This is a genomic window from Rhodovulum euryhalinum (assembly GCF_004342445.1).
Classification (GTDB): domain Bacteria; phylum Pseudomonadota; class Alphaproteobacteria; order Rhodobacterales; family Rhodobacteraceae; genus Rhodovulum; species Rhodovulum euryhalinum.
Map to the genome: position 1 here is coordinate 151980 of NZ_SLWW01000001.1, position 22393 is coordinate 174372.

Annotated in this window: 19 protein-coding genes and 1 riboswitch; of the genes, 7 read left to right on the forward strand and 12 right to left on the reverse strand. The window is 68.3% G+C overall.

Features of this window, described 5'->3' with window-relative positions; all coding sequences use genetic code 11:
• Window positions 1–9: 9 nt before the first annotated feature.
• Complete coding sequence (locus EV655_RS00735) at window positions 10–453, reverse strand: RrF2 family transcriptional regulator (RefSeq protein ID WP_132540286.1); 444 nt, start codon at window positions 451–453, stop codon at window positions 10–12.
• A 211-nt stretch (window positions 454–664) separates the two neighbouring features.
• Between EV655_RS00735 and cydD the strand changes: the two genes are divergently transcribed.
• From cydD to cydX, 5 genes are all read left to right on the forward strand, one after another.
• Window positions 665–2299: a thiol reductant ABC exporter subunit CydD gene (cydD, locus tag EV655_RS00740; RefSeq protein WP_243644938.1), complete on the forward strand. Its 1635-nt coding sequence runs from the start codon at window positions 665–667 to the stop codon at window positions 2297–2299.
• On the forward strand, window positions 2296–3957 hold the full coding sequence (locus EV655_RS00745; protein ID WP_132540292.1) for an amino acid ABC transporter ATP-binding/permease protein: 1662 nt from the start codon (window positions 2296–2298) through the stop codon (window positions 3955–3957). Before cydD ends, EV655_RS00745 begins: the two co-directional genes overlap by 4 nt.
• Before the next feature lie 166 nt (window positions 3958–4123).
• Window positions 4124–5722 carry a cytochrome ubiquinol oxidase subunit I gene (locus tag EV655_RS00750; protein WP_132540295.1) on the forward strand — a complete coding sequence of 533 codons (1599 nt, stop codon included), beginning with the start codon at window positions 4124–4126 and terminating at the stop codon, window positions 5720–5722.
• 5 nt (window positions 5723–5727) lie between these two features.
• Window positions 5728–6879: a cytochrome d ubiquinol oxidase subunit II gene (cydB, locus tag EV655_RS00755; protein WP_132540298.1), complete on the forward strand. Its 1152-nt coding sequence runs from the start codon at window positions 5728–5730 to the stop codon at window positions 6877–6879.
• A gap of 15 nt (window positions 6880–6894) precedes the next feature.
• Window positions 6895–7017, forward strand: a complete 123-nt coding sequence (gene cydX, locus EV655_RS00760) for a cytochrome bd-I oxidase subunit CydX (protein WP_132540301.1) — start codon at window positions 6895–6897, stop codon at window positions 7015–7017.
• 79 nt (window positions 7018–7096) lie between these two features.
• Here the strand turns inward: cydX and EV655_RS00765 are convergent, their stop codons facing one another.
• From EV655_RS00765 to EV655_RS00785, 5 genes are read right to left on the reverse strand one after another with little or no spacing between them, the layout of a single operon-like run.
• Complete coding sequence (locus EV655_RS00765; protein WP_132540304.1) at window positions 7097–7789, reverse strand: ABC transporter ATP-binding protein; 693 nt, start codon at window positions 7787–7789, stop codon at window positions 7097–7099.
• Window positions 7786–8541, reverse strand: coding sequence for an ABC transporter ATP-binding protein (locus EV655_RS00770; protein WP_132540307.1), 756 nt, complete (start codon window positions 8539–8541; stop codon window positions 7786–7788). Before EV655_RS00770 ends, EV655_RS00765 begins: the two co-directional genes overlap by 4 nt.
• Entirely contained in the window at window positions 8534–9517 is a 984-nt protein-coding gene (locus EV655_RS00775) for a branched-chain amino acid ABC transporter permease (protein ID WP_132540310.1), read from the reverse strand. The genes EV655_RS00770 and EV655_RS00775 overlap by 8 nt, the downstream gene beginning before the upstream one ends.
• Before the next feature lies 1 nt (window position 9518).
• Entirely contained in the window at window positions 9519–10427 is a 909-nt protein-coding gene (locus EV655_RS00780) for a branched-chain amino acid ABC transporter permease (RefSeq protein WP_424511292.1), read from the reverse strand.
• A 57-nt stretch (window positions 10428–10484) separates the two neighbouring features.
• A complete protein-coding gene (locus tag EV655_RS00785; RefSeq protein WP_132540315.1) occupies window positions 10485–11624 on the reverse strand; it encodes an ABC transporter substrate-binding protein in 1140 nt (379 codons plus the stop codon).
• A gap of 194 nt (window positions 11625–11818) precedes the next feature.
• Between EV655_RS00785 and EV655_RS00790 the strand changes: the two genes are divergently transcribed.
• Complete coding sequence (locus EV655_RS00790; RefSeq protein WP_132540318.1) at window positions 11819–12682, forward strand: hypothetical protein; 864 nt, start codon at window positions 11819–11821, stop codon at window positions 12680–12682.
• Window positions 12679–13563 carry an FkbM family methyltransferase gene (locus EV655_RS00795; RefSeq protein WP_132540320.1) on the forward strand — a complete coding sequence of 295 codons (885 nt, stop codon included), beginning with the start codon at window positions 12679–12681 and terminating at the stop codon, window positions 13561–13563. Before EV655_RS00790 ends, EV655_RS00795 begins: the two co-directional genes overlap by 4 nt.
• Window positions 13564–13569: 6 nt before the next feature.
• Here EV655_RS00795 and EV655_RS00800 read toward each other — a convergent pair whose 3' ends face one another.
• From EV655_RS00800 to EV655_RS00825, 6 genes are all read right to left on the reverse strand, one after another.
• Entirely contained in the window at window positions 13570–14427 is an 858-nt protein-coding gene (locus tag EV655_RS00800) for a hypothetical protein (RefSeq protein WP_132540323.1), read from the reverse strand.
• 123 nt (window positions 14428–14550) lie between these two features.
• Window positions 14551–16818: a glycosyltransferase family 2 protein gene (locus tag EV655_RS00805; protein ID WP_243644939.1), complete on the reverse strand. Its 2268-nt coding sequence runs from the start codon at window positions 16816–16818 to the stop codon at window positions 14551–14553.
• A gap of 4 nt (window positions 16819–16822) precedes the next feature.
• Entirely contained in the window at window positions 16823–17887 is a 1065-nt protein-coding gene (locus EV655_RS00810; RefSeq protein ID WP_165905226.1) for a glycosyltransferase family 2 protein, read from the reverse strand.
• Window positions 17888–17942: 55 nt separating this feature from the next.
• Window positions 17943–19385 carry a cobyric acid synthase gene (locus EV655_RS00815; RefSeq protein ID WP_132541122.1) on the reverse strand — a complete coding sequence of 481 codons (1443 nt, stop codon included), beginning with the start codon at window positions 19383–19385 and terminating at the stop codon, window positions 17943–17945.
• Window positions 19386–19401: 16 nt separating this feature from the next.
• Window positions 19402–20232, reverse strand: coding sequence for an ABC transporter substrate-binding protein (locus tag EV655_RS00820; RefSeq protein WP_243644940.1), 831 nt, complete (start codon window positions 20230–20232; stop codon window positions 19402–19404).
• Entirely contained in the window at window positions 20219–22003 is a 1785-nt protein-coding gene (locus tag EV655_RS00825) for a TonB-dependent receptor plug domain-containing protein (protein WP_132540332.1), read from the reverse strand. Before EV655_RS00825 ends, EV655_RS00820 begins: the two co-directional genes overlap by 14 nt.
• A gap of 143 nt (window positions 22004–22146) precedes the next feature.
• Window positions 22147–22357, reverse strand: a riboswitch (cobalamin riboswitch).
• Between the last annotated feature and the right edge of the window lie 36 nt (window positions 22358–22393).

Consider the following 22393-nt stretch of genomic DNA (forward strand, 5'->3'; position numbering starts at 1 on the left):
TCCCGAACCCTAGTCGGCCTCGGTCAGCATCAGCGCCTTTTCCAGTTCACGGTTGCCTGCAACCAGTTCGGCCAGCGTCACCCCGTCCAGCGTGCGATAGAACGCGTCGATCGCCTGGTGCAGCGTGCCCTTCAGCCGGCAGAAGCACGAGATCGGGCAGGTGTTCGTCTCGGGATCGAAACATTCGGCAAAGGGCACGCCTGCCTCGAGATGGCGAAACACCTCGCCCACGGTGATCTCCTCGGGCGGGCGCTTCAGCGTCAGCCCGCCGTTGCGCCCCCGCGTGGTCTTGACCAGCCCGTGATGCGCCAGCGAGTTGATCACCTGCGCCATGTGGTTTTCCGAAGTATTGCAGGCGCTCGCGATGTCGGACTTGCGCACGGTGCGCTCGCCGTTCACCGCGCAGTACATCAACGCGCGCATCGCGATGTTGGTGCGGGTGGTCAACCTCATGGACGGTTCTCTTTGCCATCCGTCGCGGATAATGATCTATCTCACATACGGGTTCTATCGAGAATAGAGCCTGTTAAAGATCAAGCAAGTCTCTTGCGCCGACGGCCAGGGGATCGATGCAGGCAGTCGGGCGGGGAAGGGTTTGGGCCGAGGACGCGCGAAGAAGGACGACCCCGCAGCGAGGCGGCTGGCCCGGATGACGGCCCCGGTGATGAGCAGGCTCGAACGCGCCGGCGCTCTGGCAACGGGCGCGTCGTTGTTGTGGCTGATCCAGGCGGGTGCGGTTTCACTGGCGATCGGGCACATGCTGGAACCTGACCGCGTGGGCGGCCATGTTGCCGCCTATGCGCTTGTGTTCATTGCGGTGGGGATCGGGCGCGCGCTTCTGGACGACCGGGCAGGTGCGATGGCGTTCCGGGCCGCCGACACGGTTCTGGCGCTGGAACGGGCACGCCTCGTCACCCGCGAATCACGCCGCGCGACCGACGACGCCGCGCGCCCGCCGGCCGCCCGCACCGCCACGCTGGCCGCCGAGAAGCTGGCCGCGATGACGCCTTTCCTGACCCGCTACGCCATTGCCCGCCGCCGCGCCCATGTCGTGCCGCTGGTGATTCTCGCGGTGACCTTCTGGTTCTCCTGGGCGGTGGGTCTGGTGCTGCTGGTGGCGGGGCCGCTGATCCCGGTCTTCATGGCGCTGGTCGGCATCGCCGCCAAACAGGCCAGCGAGCGGCAGATGGAAGAGCTGTCGAACATGAACGTGCTGCTTCTGGAACGGCTGACGGCGCTGGTGGACATCAAGCTGCTGGACGCCTCCGAGCGCACCGTCACCGGTTTCGGTGACGCCGCCGACCGGTTGCGGCGGCGCACGATGGAGGTTCTGCGCATCGCCTTTCTCTCGTCGACCGTGCTGGAACTCTTCGCCGCGATCGGGGTGGCGATGGTGGCGGTCTATGTGGGCTTTTCGCTTCTGGGCGAACTTACCTTCGGTGCCTGGGCGACGCCGCTGACCGTGGCCGAGGGCGTTTTCCTGCTGCTGCTTGCGCCCGACTATTTCCAGCCGCTCCGCGATCTGTCCTCGGCCTGGCACGACAAGGCCGACGCCAGCGCCGTGGCGCGCGAACTGGCCGAGATCGAGGCCAGGGGCGAAAGCACCTTTCTGGGCGTCGGCGCGACGGCAAGGCCGATCGACACCGAGAACACGATTTCGGTGCGCGGGCTGGCCTACCGTCCGCCGGGGGGGCGGCTGATCCGGTTCCCTGATTTCGACCTCGCGCCGGGCGAGACGCTGGCGATCACCGGGCCCAGCGGCATCGGCAAGTCCTCGCTCCTGCGGCTGATCGCCGGGATGGCGGTGCCGACCGAAGGCGAGATCCGGCTGGGCGACATCGTTCTGGGCCCCGAGAATGCGGATGCCTGGCGCGCCCGTCTGGGCTGGCTGCCGCAACAGCCGCGCTTCGTGTCGGGCAGCCTGAGGAAAAACCTGTCGCTCGCGGTGCGCCCCGGCCGGTCGCTGCCGCTGGACGCGGCGCTGGAACTGGCCGCGGCCGACCGGGTGGTGGACACGCTGCCCCGCGGGCTCAACACCCAGATCGGCGAGTTCGGCATGGGCGTCTCGGGCGGCGAGGCGCGGCGGCTGATCGTTGCCCGCGCGGCGCATGCCCACCCCGACCTGCTGCTGGCCGACGAGCCGACCGCCGATCTGGACGAGGAAACCGCCGGGCTGGTGACCGAGGGGCTTCTGGGGCTGGTCGCGGGGGGCGCGGCGCTGATCGTGGCGACCCATGACCCGGCGCTTGCCGGGCGGATGGACCGCCAGATCGCGATGCGCGCGGAGGCCGCGGCATGACTCACCTCCTGCACATCCTGCGGCTGATCTGGCGCGCGCAACCCGCGGCGCTGATCCGCGGCACGGCGCTGGCGGTGACGGTGGTGGCGGCGGGCGTGGCGCTTCTGGGCCTGTCGGGCTGGTTCATCACGGCGGCCGGCGCCGCGGGGCTGGCGGGCATCGGAATCGCCTTCAACGTGTTCCAGCCCTCGGCCGCGGTGCGCTTTCTGGCGCTTGGCCGGACCGCGGCACGCTATGGCGAGCGGATGCTGACCCATGACGCCACGCTGAAAAGCCTCAAGGACATCCGCGTGGGGCTGCTGCGGGGCGTGCTGGACCTGCCGTTCCAGCGGCTTGCCCGGCTTCGGGGCGCCGAGACGATGAACCGGCTGGTGGCCGATGTCGACGCGCTGGACGGGATCGCCCTGCGGCTGTTCATCCCGGCGGTGTCGGCCGCGGTGGTCTATCTTGGCACCTTCCTTGTCCTGTGGTGGCTGACCGACCTGATCCTTGCCGCCTGGATCGTGTTCAGCTTCACCTGCGGCACGGGGCTCGTGCTGCTCTGGACCGGGCGGCACGCACTGGCCCCCTCGCGCCGGGCGGAAAAGGCGCTTCAGGCCTTCCGCATCCGGCTGATCGACCTGCTGCGGGCGCGCGACGACCTGGTGGTCTATGGCCGGCTGCCCGACCAGGCCGAGGCGGTCGGTGCCGCCGAACGCCGCCTGCGCGAGAATCTCGACGCGGTCGACCGGCTGGAACGCCGCGCCGGGATGATGCTGGCGCTGACCACGACGCTGTCGGCGGGCACGGCGCTCTGGCTGGGCGGCGCGCTGGTCGAACGCGGCGCGATCTCGCCCGCGCAGGCGGCGCTGGGATTCTTCGCGGCGCTGGCGCTGTCCGAGACGGTGCAGCCGGTGCGCCGCGGGCTGGCCGATCTGGGCCGGATGCTGGACGCCGCCCGCCGGGTGCGCCGGCTGTTGCCCGAGACCGGCGCCGCCCCCGCCCCGGCCGTCCCCACGGGCCCTGCGCCCCGCCCCGGGACCCCGGCGCTGGAGCTGGACGGCACCACCTACCGCCACCCGGGCGCCGAAACACCGGTGATCGACGGGTTCGCGCTGCGCGTTGCGCCCGGCGAAAGCGTGGCCCTGACCGGCGCCTCGGGCCGCGGCAAGAGCACGGTTCTGGCGCTGGCCGCGGGGTTGATCGCCCCCGATGCCGGCCGCATCCTGATCTCGGGCCGCCCGCTTGCCGATCTGTCCGAAACCCAGTTGCGCGCCGAGGTGACCTATCTGCCCCAGCGCAGCATGCTGCTTGGCGCCAGCTTCTACGACATGCTGGCGCTCGGGGTGCCGGGCCTTGACGAGACGGACGCCCTTGCCGTGCTCGAGGCCGTGGCCCTGTCCAGCACGGTCGCGGGCCGGGGCGGGCTTCATTCGCCCCTGTCCGAAAACGGCGCTGGCCTTTCGGGCGGCGAACAGCGCCGCCTGGCCCTGGCCCGCGCATTGTTGCGCCGCCCGCGCCTGTTGCTGCTGGACGAGCCGACCGAGGGGCTGGACCGGCCCACGGCGATCCGCGTTCTGGCGGGCATCCGCGAGGTCCTGCCGCAGGCGGCGATCCTGACCGCCTCACACCGCCGGGCCGAACGGGACTGGGCGGACCGCCTGATTCGCATGACCTGAAACCTGCATCCCAGATGTCTGATATTGATCTGGGTCAAGGTTCGCACACAAAAGTATACCTATAAAAATTCTAATATGTATTGGTGTCGCAACTTTCCGGTACGCCGGAGCGTGCGACTCGATGCAGATTGAGGGAATACGGGTAACGGCCAAAGGAGGCCCGCCAATGGAACTCGACATCGTCGAGCTGTCCCGGCTCCAGTTCGCCATGACAGCGATGTACCACTTTCTCTTCGTGCCGCTGACGCTTGGCCTGTCGGTCATCGTCGCGATCATGGAGACGGTCTACGTGATGACCAACCGCCCGATCTGGCGCCAGATGACCAAGTTCTGGGCCACGCTGTTCGGGATCAACTTCGTCCTTGGCGTCGCCACAGGCATCACCATGGAATTCCAGTTCGGCATGAACTGGTCCTACTACAGCCACTACGTCGGCGACATCTTCGGCGCGCCGCTGGCCATCGAGGGGCTGATGGCCTTCTTCCTCGAGGCGACCTTCGTCGGCCTGATGTTCTTTGGCTGGGACAAGATGTCGAAGGTCGCCCATTGCGTCGTCACCTGGCTGGTGGCGATCGGGTCGAACTTCTCGGCGCTGTGGATCCTCATCGCCAACGGCTGGATGCAGAACCCCGTGGGGGCCGAGTTCAACCCGATGTCGATGCGGATGGAGATGACCTCGTTCTTCGACGTCATGTTCAACCACGTCGCGCAGGCCAAGTTCGTGCACACGGTGTCAGCGGGCTATGTCACGGCGTCGGTCTTCGTGCTGGGCGTTTCGGCCTGGTATCTCATCAAGGGCCGGCACGAGGCGCTGGCGCGGCGGTCCATCGCGGTCGCGGCCAGCTTCGGCCTGGCGGGTGCGCTGTCGGTCGTGGTGCTGGGTGACGAGTCGGGCTATTCGGCCACCCACACCCAGAAGATGAAGCTCGCCGCGATCGAGGGCATGTGGGAGACCGAAGAGGCGCCCGCGCCCTTCAACCTGATCGGCGTGCCGGACATGGAAGAGCGCGAGACCAAGTACGCGGTCAAGATCCCCGTCGCGATGGGCCTTCTGGGCACCCGCTCGCTGACCGAGGAGATGTCCGGCATCAATGATCTGGTCATCGAATCCGAAAAGCGGATCCGAAATGGTCTGATCGCTTATGATGCGCTGATGGACATCCGCGCGGCCAAAGGCGATGCCACCCCCGAGATGACCGCGCGCTTCGAGGACCACAGCGACGATCTGGGCTTCGCCTTCCTGCTGAAGCGCTATGTCGAGGATCCCCGCCAGGCCACCGAGGACCAGATCGCCATGGCCGCCGAGGACACCGTGCCCGGCGTTCCACAGCTGTTCTGGGCGTTCCGCATCATGGTGGGGCTTGGGTTCATGTTCATCGGCGTGATGCTGTTCTTCTTCATCCGCGCCAACTTCTACCGCATGAGCTTCCCGCGGTGGTCGCTGTGGGCGGCGGTCTTCGCCATTCCCACCCCCTGGATCGCCGCCGAGGCCGGCTGGTTCGTGGCCGAGTTCGGCCGCCAGCCCTGGACGGTGGACGGTGTGCTGCCCACCGCGCTTTCGGTCAGCCATCTCAGCGTGACGCAGGTTGCCCTGACGCTGGCGGGCTTTGTCACCTTCTATTCCATCCTGTTCGTGATCGAGATGGGACTGATGGTGAAATACATCCGCAAGGGTCCGTTCATGGACGTACCCGAAACCGACGCCTGGACCAAGCGGCATGAGGGCCGTCTGTCGGGGCGTGACTTCACCCAACCGGCGGAGTGAGACCGATGATCCTTCATGAATTCCTGGATTTCGAAGTCCTGCGGGTGATCTGGTGGCTCCTGCTCGGCGTGCTGCTGATCGGGTTCGCACTGACCGACGGGTTCGACCTGGGTGTGGGCGCATTGTTGCCGTTCGTTGCCCGGACGGATGTGGAACGGCGGGTGGCGATCAACACGATCGGCCCCGTCTGGGAAGGCAACCAGGTGTGGTTCATCCTCGGCGGCGGGGCGATCTTCGCCGCCTGGCCGCCACTTTACGCGGTCAGCTTCTCGGGCTTCTACCTGGCGATGTTCCTGATCCTCGCGGCGCTGATCCTGCGCCCCGTGGGATTCAAGTACCGCTCCAAGCGCCAAAGCGAGACCTGGCGCGCGGCCTGGGACTGGGCACTGTTCGTCGGCGGCTTCGTCCCGGCGCTGGTGTTCGGCGTGGCCGTCGGCAACGTGCTGCAAGGCGTGCCGTTCCGGCTGACCGAAGACCTGCTGTCGATCTACGAGGGCTCGTTCTTCGGCCTTCTCAACCCCTACGCCTTGCTGGCCGGGGTGGTGTCGGTGTCGATGCTGGTCATGCATGGCGCCGCCTGGCTTGTGCTCAAGACCGAGGGGCTCGTCGCCGATCGCGCCCGGACCTTCGGCGCCTACGCGGCGCTTGCCACAATCGCCACCTATGCGTTGGCCGGGCTGTGGCTGGCGGCAGGCATCGACGGCTATGCCCTGGTGGGCGAGGTCGTGACCGACGGTCCCTCCAACCCACTGATGAGCGAGGTGGCGAAAGGCGGGTCGTGGATGGCGGCCTATTCCGAGCGGCCCTGGATCCTGATCGCGCCGATCATGGGTTTCGGCGGCGCCGCGCTGGCCTACCTAGGCTTCAAGGCGCGGAAAGAGGGCTGGACGATGATCGCCTCCAAGCTGGCGATCACCGGCATCATCGCGTCGGTGGGGCTGACCATGTTCCCGTTCATCCTGCCCTCCAGCATCGAGCCGACCTCGTCGCTGACGGTGTGGGACAGCTCGTCCTCGCACCTGACGCTGTTCGTGATGCTGGTCTCGGCGGTGATCTTCGTGCCGCTGATCCTGGCCTACACCGCCTGGGTCTACAAGGTGTTGTGGGGCAAGGTCACGGCCAAGGACGTGATGGAAAACAGCGACTCGGTCTACTGAGAAAGGAGCCGAAAGATGTGGTATTTCGCCTGGATTCTCGGCCTGCCGCTTGCCGCGCTCTTCGCGGTCGTGAATGCGATGTGGCTGGAACTGCACGAGGACGCGTTGATGGAAGAAGGTGGCGACCGCCGGGACTGAGCCGGCTTGTCCCGGGCGGGTGCCGTGGCGCCCGCCCGCGTATCCGGGTCCGTGCGCATCGCGCGCGGGCCCTTTTTCGTCAGACGCCGAGGAAACGGTCGGCCAGGCCCCGGGTCATCGCGGCCATCGGCCCGGCCCATTCGGTGCGGCCCTTCTCCAGGATCACCGCCCGGTCGGCCACCTGCACCAGTTCCTTGAGCGACTTGTCGACCACCAGGATCGACAGCCCGGTCTCGGCCTTCAGCGCGCGGATCGCCGCCCAGATCTCGGCCCGGATCAGCGGCGCCAGCCCCTCGGTCGCCTCGTCGAGGATCAGAAGCCGCGGGTTCGTCATCAGCGCCCGGCCGATCACCAGCATCTGCTGCTCGCCCCCCGACAGCGTGGCCGCATCCTGCCCCCGCCGCTCGGCCAGCCGGGGGAACAGCACGTGCACGCGGGCCAGGTCCCACGGGCCGGGGCGGGCGGCGGCGATCAGGTTTTCCTCGACGTTCAGCCCCCGGAAGGCACGGCGCCCCTCGGGGACCAGCCCCAACCCCAGCCGGGCCGCACGATGGGCCTGCATCCCCTCTAGCGCCTGCCCGGCAAATCGGATGGCCCCCTCGCGATGCGGGATCAGCCGGGTCAGCGCCCGGATCGTCGTGGTCTTGCCCATCCCGTTGCGGCCCATCAGCGCCACGACCTCGCCCTCGGCAACGTCCAGATCGACCCCGAACAGGGCCTGGCTGTGGCCGTAGAAGGCAGTAACGCCCCGCATCTCCAGCAGCGCGGTCATTCCAGCATTTCCTCGCCCAGATAGGCGCGGCGCACCTCCGGATCTGTCCGGATCTCGGCCACGGTGCCGCTGGCGATGATGCGTCCCGAGACCAGCACGCTGACCCGGTCGGCCAGCGCGAAGACCGCGTCCATGTCGTGCTCGACCAGCAGGATCGGCGCCTCGTGACGCAGGTCGTCCAGCAGCGCCGTCATCTCGCGCGCGCCATCCGGACCCATCCCCGCCATCGGCTCGTCCAGCACGAAGGCGCGGGGGGCAAGCGCCAGCGCCATCGCCAGTTCCAGCCGCCGCCGTTCGCCATGCGCCAGATCGCCCGCCGGGATCGTCCGCCGGTCCGACAGGCCCACGCGCGCGATATGCGCCTCGGCCGCCCCGCGCAGTGCCGCGTCGGCCAATGCGGGCCGGAAAAAGCCGAAGCTCTGCCCCCGCGCGCCCTGAACGGCAAGGACCGCGTTCTGCAACACCGTCAGGTCCGCCGCCACCGCCGAGACCTGGAAACTGCGGGCAAGCCCGGCGCGGGCGCGGACGGCCGCGTCCGCCGCGGTGACGTCGCGGCCCGCCAGCCGGACCTGCCCGGCATCCGGTTTCAGGGTGCCCGCGATCAACCCGATCAGCGTGGACTTGCCCGCCCCGTTCGGCCCGATCAGCGCGTGGATTTCGCCGGGGCAAAGCGTCAGCGAGACGCCGTCCGTTGCCCTGAGCGCGCCAAAGGACAATTGCAGGTTCCGAACCTCCAGCACCGGCTCAGTCATGGGCGACCTCACGCCCGGCTATCGTGCCGATCAGCCCGCCACGTGCGAAAAGGACAATTCCCAGAAGGGCGAGGCCCAGGAAAAGCTTCCAGTATTCGCTGAAACCACCCAGCCAATGTTCGAGAAGGATAAACAGCGCCGCCCCCGCAACCGGTCCGAACAGCCGCGCCACACCGCCGAGGATGACAAAAACCATGATCTCGCCCGAGGTCTGCCAGCTCAGCATCGCTGGGCTGACGAAGCGGTTGAGATCGGCAAACAGCGCCCCCGCAAGTCCCGTGATCGCCCCCGAGATGACAAAGGCCGTCAGCTTGACTGAATAGGGCCGGATGCCCAGCGCGGCGCTGCGCAGGGGGTTCTGCCGCGCACCCGCCAGCGCAAGACCAAAGCGCGACCGGGCCAGGACGCGCGAGAAAAGAAGCGCCACCATCAGCACGCCGTAGCACAACGCAAAGAACTGCAGGGGCTCGAGCGTGTTGAGCCCGGGAAAGCCGTTGCGAACATAGATCGACAGGCCGTCCTCGCCGCCATAGGCGGGCCAGGAGATCGCGAAATAGTAAAGCATCTGCCCGAAGGCGAGCGTGATCATGATGAAGTAGACGCCACTGGTGCGCAGCGACAGCGCCCCGATCGCCAGCGCCGCCAAACCTCCCGCAAGGGTCGCGGCCAGCCAGATGATCGGCATGGACTTGGTGCCCGCGACCTCGACCGGCCAGGTCATCAGCGGCTCGTAGGCCTGCACCGGCGCGGCCAGCACCGCCATCGCATAGCCGCCGATGCCAAAGAAGGCGGCATGGCCAAGCGACACCATCCCGCCCAGCCCCAGCGCGATGTTCAGTCCCACGCCCGCCAGCGCGAGAATCGCGACCTTGGTCGCCAGCGTGATGACAAACGGCTCGCCCATCGCCTGCGCGGCCAGCGGCACGGCAAGCAGCGCGATCGCGATCGCCGCGTTCAGAATGGCCTCGCGCCGCATCTCAGGCGCGACCAAAAAGGCCGCCGGGGCGAACCACCAGCACACCTGCCATCAGGATGTAGATCAGCATCGACGCCAGCGCCGCACCGACCGTCGTGGCCTGCGAGGGCGGCATGAAGGCGCCGAACAGAACCGGCAGCAGGAACCGACCCAGCGTGTCTGTCAGCCCCACCAGAATCGCGCCCACGAGCGCGCCCTTGATCGACCCGATGCCCCCGATCACGATCACCACGAAGGCGAGGATCAGCACGGGCTCGCCCATGCCGACCTGCACCGATTGCAGCGCGCCGACCAGCGCGCCCGCCAGCCCCGCAAGGGCCGCCCCCAGTGCGAAGACGATGGTGTAAAGCCGCGAGATGTCGACGCCGAGGGCGGCGATCATCTCGCGGTCGGCCTCGCCCGCCCGGATCCGGATGCCCAGCCGCGTGCGCCCGATCAGCCAGAACAGCCCCCCGGCGATGGCCAGCCCGATACCGATCAACACCAGCCGGTAAAGCGGATAGTCGATCCCGCCGGGCAGCGTGACCGGCCCGGCCAGCGCGGGCGGAATGTCGAGATAGAGCGGGAACGACCCGAACAGCCAGCGCGTGCCTTCCGAGAACACAAGGATCAGCGCGAAGGTCGCCAGCACCTGGTCGAGATGGTCGCGCGCATAGAGCCTGCGAATGACCGTAAGTTCCACGATGGCGCCCGCGGCGGCCGCGGCGGCAAGGCTGGCCGCCAGCCCCAGCCAGAAACTGCCGGTGGCCGCGGCGACGGACGCGCAGGCGAAGGCGCCCACCATGAACAGCGCGCCGTGGGCGAGGTTGATCAGCCCCATCACGCCGAAGACCAGCGTCAGCCCCGCCGCCATCAGGAACAGCATGACGCCGTATTGCAGGCCGTTCAGAACCTGCTCGATCAACAGCATGGCGGACAACGGGCGGCTCCTTGCCGGGCGGGCGTCAGGGATGCCCGCCCGCGCGGCTTACATCTTGCACTCGTCCTCGTAGGCGTGGCCGCGATCCTCGATCGCGACACCGACGATGCGGTTGGTCAGGATGTCGCCGTCCCGCACCACCTCGCGGACATAGAGATCCTGGATCGGGTGCTGCGAGGCGTTGAAGGCGAATTCGCCACGGACGGAGTCGAAATCGGCCTCGCGCAGCGCGGCACGGAAGGCGTCCGCATCCGTGACGCTGGCCTTGCCCATCGCCGACAGCAGCAGGTTCGCGGTGTCGTAGCCATAGGCGGCATAGACCGAAGGCAGCCTTCCATATTCCTCGGCGAAACCGGCGACGAAGGCGGCGTTGGCCGCATTGTCCAGATCGGGCGACCAGTTCGCACCGTTCAGCACGCCCACGGCCGCATCCCCCATCGCCTGGATGATCGACTGGTCAAAGCTGAAGGCCGGGCCGATCAGTTGCAGGCCGACGCCGGAATCGGCGTATTGCTTGACGAAGGAAATCCCCATCCCCCCCGGCAGGAAGATGAAGACGCCATCGGCGCCGGAGGCGCGGATCTGCGCGATCTCGCCCGCATAGTCGGTTTGGCCAAGCTGGGTATAGACCTCGCCCACCACCTCGCCCTCGTAGAACCGCTTGAAGCCCGCCAGCGAATCCTGCCCGGCGGGGTAGTTCGGCGCCATGATGAACGCCTTGGTGATGCCGGCCTTGGCAGCATAGGCTCCCGCGGCCTCGTGCAGGTTGTCGTTCTGGTAGCTGACCGAGAAATAGTTCGGGTTGCAGCCCTTGCCCGCCAGCGCGGACGGGGCGGCATTGGTCGAGAGGTAGAACTTGCCCTGCGCGGTCGCGGCGGGCACCACCGCCATGGCAAGGTTCGACCAGACGATGCCGGTCAGCAGGTCCACCTTTTCGGACTGAATCATCTTGTCGGCGATCTGTACCGCGATGTCGGGCTTTTGCTGATCGTCCTCGATCACGACCTCCAGGTCGGGGTTGCCCGCCCGTTTCACCGCCAGCATGAAGCCGTCGCGGGTGTCGATCCCTAGGCTTGCGCCGCCGCCCGACAGCGTGGTGATCATGCCCACCTTGACAGGCTCGGCCTGGGCCATCCCTGCCATCGCCAGGGCGGCAGCCGCCACCAGAAGGCTCTTGCTCGCGTTCATCTTCCTCTCCCTTCGGTGTTTTTGGGCGGCGTCAGGGGCGCCCCTTGCGGATTGCGGGCATGCTATGCCGTGCGGCGCGCGGCCCGCAAGCGGCGAATCCGCGCTTTGGCCCTGTCCTTTCGGGCAGGAACGGCGCGCCCTTTACAGGGGGCAGGGCGAGGGCCATTCTGCCGCCAAAGGGCAGGACGGAACGCATGGCCGAAGCGGGCGAAACGCTCTTTCTGGTGCGCACGCAGGGCTTTGGCCCCATGGCGCGGCTGCTGGCCGAACGGCTGGCGGCAACCGGTGTGCCGGTGGTGGCCGTAGTGGACGAACGTGGCGGCACCGCCGATACCGCCCCCTTTGACAAGATCGTGCTGGACGAGGCGCGGCTGGCGGGAATGGGGCTGGCGCCGCTGCCCGCCAACTGGGGCTGGCTGTGCGGCGATCTGTGCTACTACCTTGCCAGCCAGGATCGGCCGGGCTTTGCCCGTTATGCCCTTGTCGAGTCGGATGTCTTCCTGCCCGAGGCAGGGGCGGCGCCGCTGGTGACGGCGCTTGCCAAGCATCCGGCCCCGGCAATCGCCGCGCAACTGGGCGCCTCGGATCGGCGGCGACGGTATTCCCGCGGGCTTGCCCGCTTCGGGCTCGACCCAGCCTGGGGCTGCATCTTCCCGCTCAGCCGCGTCAGCGATGCAGTGGTCGCGGCGATGCGGGCGTTTCGTTCGGAACAGTTGCGCACCGCGCCCGGCGAACGGCTGAACGACGAGGCGATCCTGGCGGGCGCGGTGCAGCGGCACGGTTTCTCCTGGGCACGGCTCGAAGACGTGGTGCCGGACCAGGTGCCCCCCCTGACCTTTGATACGAACCCCCCGCATCTGCTCGAAACCGTCGCGGCCGATCCCGCGGAGCGTCGGCTGTTCCACCCCGTCGTGCCCTTCGAAACGGTGCTCGGACGGGTGCGATCGGGCGAGAAGGCCTATTCGCGCCACCGTTTGCGCCGCGTGTTGCGAACGGTCTCGGGGCCGATGCACGACGCGCTCCTTGCTGCGCTCGACGCGGCCGAGGCGACACCATGAGCCGGGGACGCGACGCCCGGCGGACAGGGGCGCTGATCGCCGCCCTCGCCCCCGAACGGCGCCTTCGAATCCTTGACGTGGGCGCCAACCCGCTGATCGAAGGCGAGGTGAGCTACCGCAAGCTGCTCGACCTCGGCCATGCCGAGGTGGTCGGTTTCGAGCCGCAGCCCGATGCGCTGGCGGCACTCAACGCACGCAAGTCCCAGGCCGAAACCTACCTGCCCCACGTGCTGGGCGACGGCAGCCGGCAAGTCCTGCATCTGACCCGTGCGCCGGGGTTCACCTCGGTCTATCCCGCCGATCCCGACAGCGCGCGTCTTCTGGGCTTCGCCGACGGCATGGCCGAGATCGGCGCCACCGCTGTCGAAACCCGGCGGCTGGACGATCTTCCACAAGTGCCGCGGGTCGATTTCCTGAAGATCGACGTGCAAGGCAGCGAACGCGCCATCCTCGCCCACGGGCGCGACCGGCTGGCCGAGGCGATCGCGGTGCAGACCGAGGTGCGGATGTTCCAGATCTACCGGGGCGAGCCCAGCCATGGCGATCTCGAGACCGAACTGGCGGCGCAGGGGTTCCGCTTCCTGCGCTTTGCCACGCTGAAACACGTGGCCCTGTCGCGGCGGCGCCATGCCAGACGGCTGAAGCGGGCCGAATTTGCCCAGGCCGTGGACGGCGATGCCTTTTTCGTGCGGGATCTCAGGGGCGCGGGCGAGTGGTCGGACGAGGCGCTGAAACGGCTGGCGATCCTCGCTGACGGGGTGATGGACTGCCCGGATCTGGCGCTTTTTGCGCTGGACCTGCTGGAAACCCGCGGCTGCATCGGCGGCACGGTGATCGACGACTACCTGACCGCCTTGCCCGCCGCGCGGCTGCGGGGCTGAGGCGGGTCAGTCGTCATCGCCCTCGTCATTCGCCCCCCCGCGCGGGGACGGCAAGGGCGCGCGGGCAGGGTCGATCCCGTGCCTGGTCAGAAGCCGGCCGAGGAAACTCTTCGGATGCGGCGCGCCGCCCTCCTTTTGCACCAGCCGCGCGCGCATGCGCCGGCCGTAAAGGTGGACCGAAACCGTGTTCCCGGTGACCCAGGGCGAGACATCGAGATTGCGTTTCAGCATCTTGCCCCGGTCACGGAAGGAGAACGGATAAAGTACCTCTTGCGGAAAGGCATGGCGCGCCTCGCCTGTCTCGTGCAGGAAATGGGTGACGGCATGCGGGCCCCAGACGCCCCAGGGCATCTCACTCGCATGCACCGGGGTGCCAGCGGCGCGTTTTCCCTCCAGTTCACTCACGTAGTCTGGCCCATACCAGGGCGGGATGGCGAATTCGTCGCGGGTGAAGGCCAGAAGGGCGGCCAGCGCCGGGCTGTCGGCGGGCAGGCCGAGGACGCCGCCATTGATGTACCTGTCGGATTCCCAGCCGTAGAAATGCCCCGTCTCCGTCCGGAAGGGTCGCAGGCAATAGGCGTCGGTATCGGCCCAGATCGTTTCACGGCTCTTAGCGAGCATCCGGTAGCGGAACAGGTCCGAGTGCAGCGCGGGGCTGCCAGTGCGCTGGTGGGTCAGAAAACCCGTGCGGGGCAGGATGTCGCCCGCGTCGGCCAACTCGATCCCTTCGGGCACGTTTTCAAGCGGCCCGTAATGGTAAAGCACAAGCCTGTGCCCCGCATCGACAAAGGATTTCAGGCACAGCTGTTCGAGAAAGCTGAGCGGCCCCTCGATCCAGAGGGCGGCGATCGTCGGAAGGCTCATCTGCACTGGTCCCGTGGGGATATGCCCCGTTTTCCCGAAGTTATGGGGCGGGCCTGTGCCGCGCCGCAACCGCCGTGACGGCCCCGACCGCGCATTTCGCGCCAGCGTTGCCTGCCTGCGGCGTCAGTGCGCGGTCTCGCCCCGGTCGACGGTGAAGAGAAAGTCCGGGGCGGGGTCGGCGCGCACCACCTCGTCGGGGATACATTCCGGACCGGCAAGAAACACGTTCGCCCCGAAATGGCGATGCATCAGCGACAGCCTTTCCATGCGCCATCCGGTCAGTTCGGCAAGGAAGGCGGCTTGATCGGGCCGCGCCTTCAGCTCGTCGATCCTGGCCCTGTGGGCCGCAACGCAGGCACTGTGCGCCGCGGCAATCCCCGGGTCAGCCAGCAGGCGGGCGCGCTCGGCCTGCATCGCGGGGATCATGCGCTGGATGGACAGATCCTCTTCGGCGTTGTTGTTCATCCGGAACCAGTAGGCCAGCCCCTGATCCCGGTCGACATGGTTCACCCGGCCACGGTCGCGTTTCACGAGGAAGCTTTCGGCCGACCTCACCGCGTAGTGATTGAGTTGCACGAGGTCATAGCCCACCGTCGCCGCCGTCGAGCGCCAGGCATTGCGATACATCCCGGGCGGCATGGGCGCCCCCGAGCCGTTCACCCAGGCGATCCGGTCCCAGAGCTGCGGGTTCAGCCCCTTGGGCCGGTGAACGCCCAGCTTGCGGAACAGGCCGATATTGCGGAACAGCGTCTTGAACCCCCAGGCCTGATGCGGCTTGCGCGTCATCTCGGGGGCACAGCGGGTGAATTGCGCGATCACCGGGGTGTCGGCAAAGTCGTGGATGTCGGAATTGCCGAACAGCCGCCAAGTGCACGAGACCATGTTGGCATCCGCCACCGCCGCGAACAGCGCGTTCAGCGTGCCGTCGCCCGTCCTGATATTGATGTATTCGTCCACATCCATGCAGATCAGCCAGTCGGCGCCCCGGATCAGGGGCTCGGCCTCGGCGGCCTGCAACGCGGCATGCTGGGGCTTCAGGCCCATGCCGCGATACGGGTTGTCGCGATGCTGGACCAGGCCCTTCGCCTGCAGAAGGTTCAGCATCGTATCGGTGCCGTCGGTGCAGTCGTTGGTGTAGATCAGGAAATCGTCGACCCCGATCGCCCGGTGATAGGCCAGCCAGTCGAGGATGAAGGGGCCCTCGTTCTTCATCGTGGTGACGATGGCGGTGCGGGTTGCGGCCGGGTCGATGCGCGGCGGCGCGATCTCCGGTATCCGCACCGGCGCCTTGCCGAACCAGGTCTCGGCCAGCATCAGCAGCGCCGGATCCTCGACAAGGCTAGTCTTGGGCACGATCTGCGACACCGGATGGCCGTGATGGCGAAGCCCCATGCAGCGGTAGAAAGGCGCCGTGTCCTCGGGGCGCGGCCCGGTGCCCACGATGCGGACCATCCGCCAGACCGCGTCCGCCCCGGCGCAGGCCGGGGCCACGCACCAGCGTCGAGCCGTCCGGGGGGTGTCGAACTGCACGCAAAGATGGTCGGCGAAGCCGGGCGCGTCGGGATCGCGCGGCCGCCAGGGAAAGGCGTGCCGACCGATCAGCGACAGCGTGCCCGACGGCGCGGCCGCGGCACGGTCAAAGACCGACGGGCCATCCGCGGGCGCAAGCAGGTCGTAAAGCTCGATGTTGGCGACCGCGCGGGCCTCGTCCAGAAAGGCGTGGCGCAACCATTCGTAGAGCTGAAGCTCGCCCGGCGGCGCGGTCCAGGGATCGGGTGGGGGCAGGTCCATCCGGTCCTTGCCCGGCGCCTCGGCCGCGTTGAAGGGATGGGATTCGGGCGGCAGGCCGGGCTTGCCCAGCGGCTGGTCCAGATCGACAAGCACCAGCCGTTGCAGGCCCGGGATTCCCGCCGCAACACCTTCCAGCGCATCCGCATAGGCGCCGTCGCCCCCGGGGCTGCGGTCGAGGATCAGCGCCGCCTCGGCGCCATGGGCGCGAACGTGATACTCAAGCCAGGCGCCGGTCTGTTCAACCGTCTCGCCGTTTCTCAGGGCAACAAGCGTGGCGAGCCCCGCGAACAGCGCCGTCTCGGCCGCGCGCGGCTCAATCGCGGCCTCCTGCCCGTCGATCCTGAGCACGACAGGCCCCGCATCCCCCGGGACGGCAACGCCCACCACCAGGCCGCCGCCGATCGACCGGATGTCGCGGATCGTCGACGCTGCGGCCGGACCGAACGCCGCGGGCGGAGTGCCGACGGGAAAGACCAGCCAGACGGCGCGGCCCGCCCCCTCGCGCCGGGCCACCGCGTCAAGGCAAAGCCGCTGGCCCAGCCGCCGGGCACGCAGGCTGCGGCGGATCATGCGGGGCTCGGTTTCGGGCGGGACGGGCATCTTTCTAGTCGCCTTTGGCCGATCGCTGCGCGCGGTGATACCACCCCAGCACCCGGTCGCGCAGCTCGCCGGGCAGCGCGCGGCTGCCCCCAGCCAGCAGCAGCCTTGTGTAAAGCGCGTGCTCATCGGGATTCGCGATGATCCGCAGGAACGCCGCCCGGTGCCACTCGACCGCCGCCTCATGCAGGCCGGCCACCCCCGGGATCGCCCTAAGCCGCGCCAGCGCCGCATCGGTCGCAGGCCCCATCGCGGCGATCGAGCGGTCCTCGACACTGTTGAAATTCCGCTCGATCCAATAGGCAAGGTCGATGGGCTTGGATGCCCGGTTCGGCAGGCCCCGGGCCCGCTTGACCATGAAGCTCTCGGCCGATTTCACCGCGTAATGGTTGATCTCGGCCAGCGCCCGCGCCCCCTCGCACCCCATCAGCGACAGCCGCGCGGGGTTGCCTGCGACAGCGTCGGGGAGCGGCTGGCCCGACCCGTCGACCCAGCCGGGCATCCCGGCCCTGCCGGACGCCTTTTGCCGCGGCCGGTGGACGCCCATCTGGTTGAACGGCCCGGCCGTGCGGAACAGCGTCTTGAAAAAGGTCGCCGAGACCGGATAGCCGCAATCGGGCGTCATCGCCGCGGTGAACTGCCCGGTCACCGGGCGGTCATGGAACGCGAAGACACCATTGTCGCCGAAGAACCGCCACGGCAGCGCGACCGCGTCGGTCTCCTCGGGCAGCGCGGCGATGAGATCGGCAAGGCGATGGCCTGGGACGTGAATGTTCACGTATTCGTCGAGATCGATCCCCAGCACCCAGTCGGCCGCCTTGCGCAGCGGATGCTTCCACGCGGCCTTCAGCGCCTGCCACTGGACGCTTTCCCCTGCGGGAGCGGTGTGGGCCACATGGGTCAGCACCCCCGCCCCGGCCAGCGCCTCCAGCATCGCGTCGGTGCCGTCCTCGCAATCGTTCGAATAGACCAGAACGTCGCTCGCCCCCGCACCAAGGTGATGGGCCAGCCATTCCAGCAGGAACGGACCCTCGTTACGGGCGGTCGTGACGATCAGAAGGCGCTGGTTCACCGCTCGGGGCCCTTTTTTCTGCCCTGCCCCATGCAGGCCCCTTGTGGCCCGGCTGTCAAGAGACGGGGGCGGCGGCGGCGAAAAGCGCGTCGAGATCCAGATGGGTTTCCAGATGCGCGGCCAGCGCGTCCAGCGTTCCCTCGACCGCCGCGCCATAGGACAGGGGCCCGCCCGCCAGTCCCAGCGCCTTTAGCCAGGCGCGGCGGAATCCGTCCTCGGTGAACAGTCCGTGCAGATAAGTGCCTGCGATCCGTCCGTCGCGCGACAGCGCGCCTTCGGGCCGTCCCTCCACATGGGCGAAGGGACGGGCGCGGTCGGGGCCCTCGGTACGGCCGATATGGATTTCGTAGCCGCGCAGGGGGGCGCCGGTTGCGGCATGGGTGGCCGTGACACGGGTCAGCGTCTTGGCAGGCTCCATCCGGGTCTCGACATCGAGCAGGCCAAGCCCCTCGGTCTCGCCCGCCGCCCCTTCCAGCCCGTCGGGGTCGACGATCCGCCGTCCCAGCATCTGGTAGCCGCCGCAAAGCCCCAGCACCCGCCCGCCCCGCCGGACATGGGCCTTCAGATCCACGTCCCAGCCTTGGGCGCGCAGGAAGGCAAGATCGCCGCGGGTCGACTTGGTGCCGGGCAGGATCACCAGATCGGCGTCGCCGGGCAGGGCCGCGCCCGGCGGCACCATGGTCAGGCGGATCGCGGGTTCCAGCTTGAGCGGGTCGAGATCATCGAAATTCGCGATCCGCGACAGCATCGGGCAGGCGACGTGGAATCCCCCGCCCGCCGCAGGTCCGCCAAGGTCAACGGCGTCCTCGGCGGGCAGCCGGTGGGCGTCGGCAAACCACGGCACCACGCCAAAGCCGGGCCAGCCGGTGGCAGCCGCGATCATCGCGTAGCCATCGTCGAAAAGCCGGGGATCGCCCCGGAACTTGTTGATCGCGAAACCCCGGATCATCGCGGCATCCGCGGGGTCGAGCACGGCATGGGTGCCGACGATCTGGGCGATCACACCACCCCGGTCGATATCGCCCACCAGCACCACCGGCACGCCAGCCGCGCGCGCAAAGCCCATGTTGGCGATGTCGTTCGCGCGCAGATTGACCTCGGCGGGGCTGCCCGCGCCCTCGACGATCACCAGGTCGGCCCGCCCGGCCAGGCGGCGAAAGCTTTCGAGAACCGGGTCCATCAGCGCGGGTTTCACGCCCGCGAAATCGCGCGCGCGCCAGGTGCCGCGGGCATGGCCCTGCACCACCACCTGCGCGCCGGTATCGGTTTCCGGCTTGAGCAGGACCGGGTTCATGTCGGAATGGGGCTCGATCCCGCAGGCCAGCGCCTGCAACGCCTGCGCCCGCCCGATCTCGCCCCCGTCCACGGTGACGGCCGCGTTGTTCGACATGTTCTGCGGCTTGAACGGTGCGACGGCCAGACCGCGCGCCCGCGCCGCCCGGCAGAGCCCGGCAACCAGGATCGACTTGCCCACGTTCGAGCCCGTGCCCTGGACCATCAGCGCGCGCGCCAAGTCAGTCTCCGTCCATCGCGCGACGGCGGTCGGCCAGCCGCGCGGCGGCGTCAAGCACGTGCGGCGTGCCACAGGTCCAGTCGGGACCGGTGAATTCGGGGCTGCGGGCGGCAGCCGTCCCGCGCAGCGCGGGATGCGCCAGCACTTCCTCGGCACGCGAGGTGGCGGGATAGGGGCGCGCGAGGATCAGAAGGTCGGGTTCGGCCATGACAATGTCTTCGAGCGAAAGCCGCCCGCCGCCCTGGTGCCCCAGCCGCGCGGAGAGATTGTCGAACCCCGCAAGGGCGAGGATGTCGTCCGACAGCGTGCCCGCGCCCTGGGTATAGCCGTTGGGATGAAAGATCGCGGCGACAGGCCGCCCCCCGGCACCGGGGGCAAGCGCGGCGCGGCGCGCTTCGAACGCGGCGACCAGCGCCTCGGCGCGGGCCTCGCGGCCCAGCAACTGCCCGGCACGGCGAAGCTCGGCGGGGATATCGTCGATTCTTTGCGTGATCTCGAACTGTTCCACCCGGATTCCCAGCCGCCGCAGCATCGCGACCGTCGCCGGGTCCGAAAACCGCCCCGCAAGCACAAGATCGGGGCGCAGCGCCACGATCTCTTCGGCGCCGCCCCGGTTCGTGGGCCAGGCCCGGGCCGCCCCGGCCATGGCCGAGGACCGCGGATCGGCCGCCAGCCTGCTGACCGAGACAAGCTGGCCCGGATCCGCCACGAGCATCGCCAACTGGTCGGTGCACAGGTTGATCGATACCACGCGCGCCGGGGCCTCGGCCAGCGCCGCCGCCCCGGCAAGGGCCAGGGCGGCGGCAAGGGATATCAGCCTAGAAGGACGCACGGAGCCCGACATAGACCGAACGGCCCGCCGTGTTGAAGCCGCGCGATGTCTGGTAGTCCTCGTCGAACAGGTTCTCGAGGCGCAGATAGGCTTCGGTGCGGTCGCTGACGGCATAGCTGAGCCCGGCATTCACCACGGTGTAGTCGCCAAGCGACGTGCCGCCGTCCAGTTGGTCGGCGACGTGCTGAAGGGTGACCTGGCCGGTCCATTTCTGTGCAAAGGCCGCCTCGACGCCAAGGTTCAGGTCGTGGCGCGGCACGCGGATCAGCCGTCCGCCGGTGCCTTCGGCATCGGTATAGGTATAGTTGCCGAACAGCGCGGCGGTCGCGCCCAGCGCATAGCGGCCCGACAGTTCGATGCCTTGGCTGCGCGTTGTTCCGGGAACCTGCTCGGTGACGAAGGTCGCGGAATCAAAGCCGATAAGGTCCTCGATCTCGGCGTAGAACAGCGTCGCCTTGGCGAAACTGCCTTCCCCATAGCGCTTCTCGATCCCGATCTCGGCACTGCGGCTTTTCTCGGGCTGGATCGCGGGGTTGCCGTAGGTCGGATCGAACCGTTGATACAGCGAAGGCGCCCGGTAGCCCGTGCCGAGCACTGCCCGCACGATCAGGTCGTCTTGCGGCCGCCAGGCCAGCGCGACACGCCCGGTCATCTGCGCGTCGAAATCCGACGGATCGTCGTAGCGCAGCGAGAAGGACAGATCGAGGCTGTCGCTGGGCGCGTATTGCCATTCTCCAAACAGCGCGGCGCTGTCTCCATCATAGCTGCCGCCGCTGAAATCCGCGTTCTCTTCGATCCATTCCGCGCCGAAGGCCAACGCGGACTGCGCCGCAGGTTCGACGCTGCCGAGATAGGCGAACGTGGTGCGATCGCCCTTGTAGTCGGTGATGACGCCGTCCCGATAGGTTCGCTCGGTCTCGGTATAGGCAATGCTCAGTTCGTGGTCGATCGCACCGCCGGCGATCTGCGCGAAGGCGCGCACGCCCTTGCGGGTCTCGTCCTCTTCGGCCGCCAGGCTGACGAACCCGTCATACTCGCTGGTCCCTTCCGAATAAAGCGCCGAGAACCCGAGGCGCAGGCTGTCGGTGGCGTCATAGGCCGCCGACAGCGTCAGGGCCGTCTGCTCGAACCCATCATCCTCGGTATTGCCGGCCTGGGACGAGAAACCCTCGGTCGACAGCCGGGTCAACGTCATCGCCACCTCGCCGCGGTCGGTCTTCTGGCCGATGCTGAACGTTCCGCTGTAGGTGCCGTAGCTGCCCACCTCGACCGCGGCCCGCCCCGAGGCCCCCGGCGCCTCGGGCCGCCAGGTCGTGATGTCGACGACCCCGGCAATGGCATTTGCGCCGTACAACGAGGATTGCGCGCCCTTCAGCACCTCGACCCGGTCGGCCAGACCGGCGGTGAGGGTGCCAAAGTTCAACTTGGCGTCGATCTGGGTCGGATCGGAGAAATCCATCCCGTCGATGCGCGTCGAGATGTATTTGTCCGACAGGCCGCGAATCCGCAGCGTCGACGATTTCCCGAGGCCGCCATTCGCGCTGAAGGACAGGCCCGGCAGGCGGGAAAACGTCTCGCTCAGGTTGGGGCCACCCCGGGCGATCTCGCCGTAGTCCAGCGTCTCGACCGTGGCGCCGGTGCGGTTCACCTCGATCGGCAACAGGCTGGCCGAAGCGACCAGTTCATCCAGCAGCAGGCTGTTCTGTGCGGTGGCGGCAAGGGGGGTCAGGGCGGTGACACCCAGCCCCAGGGCAATGGTCTTGCGAATCATCTGCGTTTCGTTCCGGTTCTGGGCCACGGCTGCGCGCCGATGGCCCGTTCTGATTGCAAGTCGTTGGAAAGTTGGGCTTTCCGCAGACGGTGAGGCGTCACCACTGCGGAAGGGTCCGCCGCCCGGGCCGCTCCCCGCGGTCGGGCTGGGTGATCGTCCTGGCAGGTCTCCTGGCTCGCGGGTCTTCGCTTGGCTGGCCTTCCCGGGCGCCTTGCCCAGTGGCATCGTCAGCCGCGCTCTCCGCTTACAGTTGCGGGGGCAGCCACGGCATGGGCCCGGGGGCCGCACCGTGTTCCCTTTTCATCACCCGCGCCCAAAGGCGGACACGGATGAACCAAGACGCGACGGGCGTAGTTTCGTTAACGATGCCTGTCAAGGCGTCACCGGATC

Coding starts and splice junctions, on each gene's coding strand:
- EV655_RS00735 (WP_132540286.1), bottom strand. CDS start 453: ATGAGGTTGACCACCCGCACCAACATCGCGATGCGCGCGTTGATGTAC.
- cydD (WP_243644938.1), top strand. CDS start 665: ATGAGCAGGCTCGAACGCGCCGGCGCTCTGGCAACGGGCGCGTCGTTG.
- EV655_RS00745 (WP_132540292.1), top strand. CDS start 2,296: ATGACTCACCTCCTGCACATCCTGCGGCTGATCTGGCGCGCGCAACCC.
- EV655_RS00750 (WP_132540295.1), top strand. CDS start 4,124: ATGGAACTCGACATCGTCGAGCTGTCCCGGCTCCAGTTCGCCATGACA.
- cydB (WP_132540298.1), top strand. CDS start 5,728: ATGATCCTTCATGAATTCCTGGATTTCGAAGTCCTGCGGGTGATCTGG.
- cydX (WP_132540301.1), top strand. CDS start 6,895: ATGTGGTATTTCGCCTGGATTCTCGGCCTGCCGCTTGCCGCGCTCTTC.
- EV655_RS00765 (WP_132540304.1), bottom strand. CDS start 7,789: ATGACCGCGCTGCTGGAGATGCGGGGCGTTACTGCCTTCTACGGCCAC.
- EV655_RS00770 (WP_132540307.1), bottom strand. CDS start 8,541: ATGACTGAGCCGGTGCTGGAGGTTCGGAACCTGCAATTGTCCTTTGGC.
- EV655_RS00775 (WP_132540310.1), bottom strand. CDS start 9,517: ATGCGGCGCGAGGCCATTCTGAACGCGGCGATCGCGATCGCGCTGCTT.
- EV655_RS00780 (WP_424511292.1), bottom strand. CDS start 10,427: ATGCTGTTGATCGAGCAGGTTCTGAACGGCCTGCAATACGGCGTCATG.
- EV655_RS00785 (WP_132540315.1), bottom strand. CDS start 11,624: ATGAACGCGAGCAAGAGCCTTCTGGTGGCGGCTGCCGCCCTGGCGATG.
- EV655_RS00790 (WP_132540318.1), top strand. CDS start 11,819: ATGGCCGAAGCGGGCGAAACGCTCTTTCTGGTGCGCACGCAGGGCTTT.
- EV655_RS00795 (WP_132540320.1), top strand. CDS start 12,679: ATGAGCCGGGGACGCGACGCCCGGCGGACAGGGGCGCTGATCGCCGCC.
- EV655_RS00800 (WP_132540323.1), bottom strand. CDS start 14,427: ATGAGCCTTCCGACGATCGCCGCCCTCTGGATCGAGGGGCCGCTCAGC.
- EV655_RS00805 (WP_243644939.1), bottom strand. CDS start 16,818: ATGCCCGTCCCGCCCGAAACCGAGCCCCGCATGATCCGCCGCAGCCTG.
- EV655_RS00815 (WP_132541122.1), bottom strand. CDS start 19,385: ATGGTCCAGGGCACGGGCTCGAACGTGGGCAAGTCGATCCTGGTTGCC.
- EV655_RS00825 (WP_132540332.1), bottom strand. CDS start 22,003: ATGATTCGCAAGACCATTGCCCTGGGGCTGGGTGTCACCGCCCTGACC.